The organism is Promicromonospora sp. NPDC057138 (assembly GCF_042670845.1).
Lineage (GTDB): Bacteria > Actinomycetota > Actinomycetes > Actinomycetales > Cellulomonadaceae > Promicromonospora.
This window is the reverse complement of the sequence record NZ_JBHUUX010000045.1, coordinates 38,080-44,233: the sequence shown is the minus strand read 5'-3', so window position 1 is coordinate 44,233 and position 6,154 is coordinate 38,080. Positions and strand designations below refer to the sequence as shown.

The following is a 6,154-nucleotide window of genomic DNA, read 5'->3' as shown; positions in this document are numbered from 1 at the left end:
CCGCTGGTCGAGCCTGTCGAGACCGGACAGGCGCTCTACTTCGCGGTGGTGGGCGTGAGGTTGGTCGCTCCGCGGAAAAAGAGGCGGGGAGTGTCAGTGTCTCGACGTAGCCTCAGGAAACGATGATCGACGCTCCCCAGACCCCTGAGACCACGCCTCTTGACGAGGTGTCGCCTAGCCCTGCGCCCCTCCTGACGGACGACCCCGCACGCCGGCTCGACTGGCGGCGGCTGCGTGGTGTGACCGCCGTCCTCGCGCTCCTCGCCCTCACCGCGGGCGCCGTGGGCCAGGCGCTCGGCACTGCGGCGGCCGGGCAGCTCGCGGCGGACGCCACGGTCGTCGGCCTGGTGCTGCTCGCCGTGTGCGTGGTGGGCGGTGCGCTGTTCGACGGCGTCGGGCAGGTGGTCTGGGCCAGCGTCGTGGACCGCGCCGAGGGCAAGCTGCGGAGCGACCTGCTCAGCGCCGCCCTGCGCCAGCCGCTGTCGACGCTCTCCGAGCAGGCCGTCGGCGAGGTGCTCGACCGGGTTGACGACGACACGCACGCCGTCGGCACCCTGGTGCGCCGTCAGCTCTGGAGCGCGGGGCGCACGGTCGTGGGCACCATCCCCATGTGGATAGTCGCCGGTGTCACCTGGTGGCCCGCATGGTTCCTGTTCCCGATCCTGGGCGTGATCGTCGCCCTGCTCACGCGGCCGTTGCTCGGTGAGATCGCGCGCCGCAAGGTGATCGAGGAGGCCGCGTGGACCGATCACGCCGCCGCCTTCGAGGAGGCGGTCGCCGCCCGGAACGATCTGCGTACCAGCCTGGGGCAGGCGTTCGCGGTGCGGCGGGTCGCGCAGCTCTCGGCGGTCGTGCACGACAAGTTCCGCGCGGTGGTGCGTGTCGAGGAGCGCCTGCTGCGACGGGCCGGTCTGGTGATGTACGCCCTGCTGGCCGGGACCGCAGTTGTCTGCGCGGCGCTCGCCTCCGGTGGCGGCATGTCGGTACAGCAGCTCGTCACGCTGTTCCTGGTCACCGCGATGTTCGTGGGGCAGATGGACAACCTGGTGCACCACCTGCCGGACATCCAGGAGGGCCTCGGCGCGGTGCTGCGCATCCGGCAGATGCTGGCGGTCGAGCCGGAGCCCGAGGGCGGCGACGACCTTCCGTCCGGGCCGCTCGGGCTCGAGCTGCGTGACCTGACCTTCGCCTACGACGAGGGCACCTTCGCCCTGACCGGTGTCGACCTGACGGTGCCCGCAGGGGAGACCATCGCGCTCGTGGGCCGGACGGGTTCGGGCAAGTCGACGCTGGCAGCGCTGCTGTCGCGCGCGGTGGAGCCCGAGCGCGGCTCGGTGTTCCTCGGTGGCGCCGACGTGCGCGACCTGGACCTGCAGAAGCTGCGGGGAGCCGTGGGCGTGGTCACCCAGCGCACGGAGATCATCGCCGGGACCCTCGCGGAGAACATCGCGCTGTTCGCGGACGTCCCGAGGTCGGCCATCGAGGGCGCTGTGCGCGAGCTCGGGCTGACCGACTGGGTCGAGGGCATGCCGGACGGCCTCGAGACCCTGCTCGGCCCTGGCGGCACCACGCTGTCGGCGGGTGAGGAGCAGCTGGTCGCGTTCGCCCGGCTCCTCGTCCGGCACGTACAGCTGGTCGTGCTCGACGAGGCGACCGCGCGGATGGACCCCCTCACGGAGGCCCGCGTCGTGGCCGCGTCCGACCGGCTGCTCACCGGGCGCACCGGCGTCCTGATCGCGCACCGGCTCGGCACCATCGAGCGCGCCGACCTCGTCGCCGTGCTCGACCACGGCCGTGTGGTGCAGCAGGGCCCGCGCGCAGTCCTTGCCGGCGCGCCCGGCCCGTTCCGCACGCTGCTGGAAGCGGGCGCGAGCGACGGTTCGCTGGACGACGCGGCGGCCGGTCACGAGACGGACGCCGCCGCCGAGGCGCGCGCCCAGTCGGTCACGGCTCCGGCCCCGCAGACCGGCCAGGACGGCGAGCCCGCCGTGGACGGAGCCGACGCCGGTCGGCCCGGCCTCGGCGAGCCCGGCACGCCCGACGCCGGCACCGGCGAGCCCGACGCTGTCGGTGGCCGTCGCCGGACGGGGACCCCGCCGCACCTGGACGAGCCCGGTAACGGCCCGAGCCTCGCGCGCGGCGTGCTGCACGCGCTGTTCATCCGCCCGAAGTGGGGCTTGTTCGGCGCGGGCCTGTTCCTGCTGACCAGCCTGGTCGCGGCCCAGGGAGCGGTCACCGGATTCCTGTGGGGCCGCACGGTCGAGGAGGTGGGGGCGGGCGAGCTGCCCGTGGGCCTGCTGATCGCCCTCGCGGGGCTCCTGCTGATGCAGCCGCTGTTCATCTCCCGGGCGATGGGTGTGTACCCCCGCTGGTGGATCGAGGTGCTGCTGCGGATCCGCATGTCGGTCATGTACGGGCAGACACGCCAGTACCGGCTGCCCGCCACGCCGCCCGGCGAGGTGGTGGCCCGGTCCATGGACGCCGACCGGTTCGTGCGGTACGCCGACCGCTGGATCGACTTCGCCAACGGCCTCGCGATCGTGGCGGTCACGGCGCTGATCAGCGGCACCTGGACCGCGGGCGCCGTCCTGCTGGCTGTCATGGTGGTGTCCGCGCTGGCGTCGGCGATCGGACGGCCGATCGCCGGCCGCTCCGCCGCGGGCTCGTCGGCGGCACGCGCGCGGTTCGGCCGCGCCCTGGTGTCCGCGCTCGACTCGGCGCGCACGGTGAAGCTGGCCGCGCGCACGCCCGACGTCCGGCGGCACCTCGGCGAGGTCGACTCGGGCCGCGTGACGGCGGCGATCTTCGAGCACCGGGTGCAGGCTGTGCTCGACTCGGTGCCGTTGGTGACCCTGTACGTCGGCGTGGTCGCCGCGTGGGCATTCTTCCTGACCGACCGGTGGGACCTGGCCACCACGCTGCTCGTGGCGAGCGCCGTGATGGGCTTCGCCTGGTTCGGCGTCGTGGCGGGTGCGGTGGTCACCGAGGCGCCCGGCACCCGGGCCTGGCAGGTCGCGACTGCCCGCTTCGCGGGCGGCGCGGACCTCGTGTCGCGGCAGCGCGGCGTGGACCTGGTGACGGGCGTCGCGCCCGCACCCGAGCCGACCCGGCGCGAGCCGCTGGACCGCCTCGAGCTGCGCAACCTGACGGCCGTGCACGACGACGGCACGATCGGCGTCTCCGACGTCGACCTCGAGATCCGGCGCGGCGAGCTCGTGCTGCTGCTCGGGCAGGTGGGCTCGGGCAAGTCGTCGCTGCTGTCCGCGCTGGCCGGGCTCATGGAGCACACCGGCGACGTCCGGTGGAACGGCACCGAGGTGACAGACGCCCAGGCGTTCCTGCGCCCCGGCCAGGTCGCGCACGTGGCCCAGGTGCCGCGCGTGCTGTCCGGCACGTTCTCCGACAACGTCCGGCTCGACCACGCCCGCGACATCGACGGGCCGGTGGAAGGCGCGCGGCTGGCCCAGGACATGGCGGAGGCGGGCGGCCCGCACGCCCTCGTGGGGCACCGCGGGGTGCGCCTCTCCGGCGGCCAGGTGCAGCGGCTCGCGCTCGCGCGGGCGCTCGCCGCGGACACCGAGCTCCTGCTCGCCGACGACGTCTCCAGCGCGCTGGACGCCTCGACCGAGATCGAGCTGTGGGCCGCCCTGCGCGAGCGGGGCACCACGGTGGTCGGCGCGACGTCGAAGCGCGCTGCGCTCGCCCGCGCCGACCGCGTCGTGGTGCTGGTCGACGGCAAGGTGGCCGACGTCGGGCAGTGGGCCGGTCTCGCGTCGAAGTGGAGCCACCTGGCGGGCTGACCGACGCGGGCTGCTCGTCGCCTGGCCGTGGCGGAGGCTGCACTCGTCGGACGTCGCGGACGCGCTCGGCGCCGTGGAACGAGCGCGAGGACGGCGCCCGCCCAGGGCCAGGGCCCCAGCCCCGGGCCGGTGCCAGGGCCATCGGTGCCAGAGCCTGGTGGTGCGGACGCGACCGCCATGGCCGGAACCGTACCGGCACCTGCCACGGTGTGCCAGGAAGGGAACGGGTGGTCTCTTGGTCGGTGCGGGACGGCGCTACGCGGCCGGCACCCGGCTGTCCACCCGCCGCGGCAGCGCGAAGACCAGCAGGAACGCCACGACCGACAGAGCAGCGCTGGTGCCCATCGCCATGGTCGCGGCGTGGGCGAAGGCGTCGGCGACGATCTCCGGCGTCGGGCGGCCGGGCGGGAACTCGAGCGACCCGAAGAGCACCGAGCCGACGACGGCGATGCCCGCCGCCGAGCCGATGCGCTGCATGGTGCCGATCACGCCGGACGCCGCGCCGGCCTCGTCGCGGTCCACCGTCGCGACGATGAACTGGGCGTTCGGCGCGATGAACAGGCCGCTGCCGATGCCCCCGACCAGGAGCGGCGCCGCGAGGTACCAGTTGGTCAGGTCGCCGGTCGGCACCAGCCAGAGCACGAGCCACAGCGACACGAGTCCCAGGGCGACCATCCCCGTGCCGATCACGAGGACGACCCGGCCGAGGCGGTGCGCCAGGCGCTCGCTCTGCGACGCCCCGACTATCGATCCGATGGCGAACGGCACCGACACGAGCCCCGACGCCAGCGCCGAGTGGCCCAGCCCGGACTGCCAGAAGATCGAGACGGTGAAGAAGATACTGGTGAACGCCGCGAAGTAGACCAGCGCGAGGACGACGCCGCCGGTGAAGGCCGGGTGCGAGAACAGGCGCGGCGGGACGAGCGGGCTGTTGCCGCGCGCCACGAACCAGCGCTCCCAGAACGCGAAGACGACGAGCAGCAGCAGGCCGCCCACCAGGGACGCCCAGGTCCACAACGGCCAGCCGGCGTCCTCGCCCTCGATGAGCGGCACGAGCACGGCAACGAGGGCGGCCGAGAGCAGCAGCAGCCCCACGCCGTCGACCCCGCGGGAGGTGGCCCCGACGACGATCCGGGGCAGCAGCACTATCGCCGCGGCGACCGCTATCACGCCGAACGGCAGGTTGACGAAGAAGATCGAGCGCCAGCCCTCGTCGTCGCCGAAGGCCTCGATGAGCAGGCCGCCGACGATCGGCCCGAGGGCCGTCGAGAACCCGATGGCGGCGCCCACCACGGCGAACGCCTTGCCGCGCGTGCGACCAGCGAACATGAGCTGGATCAGCGCCGTCACGGCCGGGAAGAAGATGCCACCGCACAGGCCCTGGACCACGCGGGCCATGATCAGCTCGGTGGCGCCCGACGCGAGCCCGCACCAGAGGCTGGCGAGCGTGAACCCGGCCAGGCCCACGACGAACACCCACTTGTGGCCCACCCGGTCACCTACCCGGCCGGCGGGGATGAGCGCGAGGCCGTAGGCCAGCGCGTAGCCCGAGATGATCCACGACAGGGTGCTCTCGGATGCGTCGAGCGAGGTGCGGATGGTCGGCAGGGCGACGTTGACGATGGTCGTGTCCAGCAGCGCCATCGAGACGCCGAGGATGAGCACGGCGAGCGCGATCCATGAGCTGCGCGGTGCCGCGTCCGGCGGGGATGAGGTGGTCACGGGAAGGCGCCTCTCGAAGGGCTGGGCACCCGGGCTAGGGACGGGGGCAACCCCAAGATCGTAAGCCGCCGCCGGGGGCGTGGGCCGAAATTAGGGTGGGGGTCATGGACCTGAACTTTCGTGAGGCGAAGCGTGACGACCTCGAACGCATAGTGGAGCTCATCGCCAACGACGCCGTCGCCGCCCGCCGCACCGGCAGCTACGGCGAGCCCCACATCAGAGGTTTCGAGGCCGTCGCCGCGAGCCCGGACAACGAGCTGATCGTGGCGGAGCTCGACGGCGCGGTGATCGGCGTCATGCAGCTGACGTTCATCCCGGGGATCTCGCGCAACGGCGCCTCCCGCCTCCTGGTCGAGGCCGTGCGGGTGGAGAGCGAGCTGCGCGGCCAGGGCATCGGCCGCCGCCTGATGGAGCACGCCCACGAGCGCGGCCGGGCTCGGGGCTGCACCCTGGCCGAGCTGACGTCGGACAAGCGTCGGACCGACGCGCACCGGTTCTACCGGAGCCTCGGCTACGAGCAGTCCCACGAAGGCTTCAAGCTCCCGCTCTGACGTTCGGACGACAAGGGTCCGCTTCCACCACACGCTTGCGCATGCATTCCCGCTGGAAAGCATGCGCAAGCGTGTGGTGGA

3 protein-coding genes are annotated in these 6,154 nt (G+C 73.4%); 2 read left to right on the top strand and 1 reads right to left on the bottom strand.

The features are described from left to right. Positions 1–122 precede the first annotated feature (122 nt). A complete protein-coding gene (locus tag ACFT2C_RS20755; protein WP_377208974.1) occupies positions 123–3,800 on the top strand; it encodes an ATP-binding cassette domain-containing protein in 3,678 nt (1,225 codons plus the stop codon). Positions 3,801–4,055: 255 nt separating this feature from the next. Here the strand turns inward: ACFT2C_RS20755 and ACFT2C_RS20750 are convergent, their stop codons facing one another. Continuing rightward, positions 4,056–5,522: an MFS transporter gene (locus tag ACFT2C_RS20750; protein ID WP_377208973.1), complete on the bottom strand. Its 1,467-nt coding sequence runs from the start codon at positions 5,520–5,522 to the stop codon at positions 4,056–4,058. 104 nt (positions 5,523–5,626) lie between these two features. Between ACFT2C_RS20750 and ACFT2C_RS20745 the strand changes: the two genes are divergently transcribed. Then, positions 5,627–6,073, top strand: coding sequence for a GNAT family N-acetyltransferase (locus ACFT2C_RS20745; protein ID WP_377208972.1), 447 nt, complete (start codon positions 5,627–5,629; stop codon positions 6,071–6,073). Positions 6,074–6,154 lie beyond the last annotated feature (81 nt).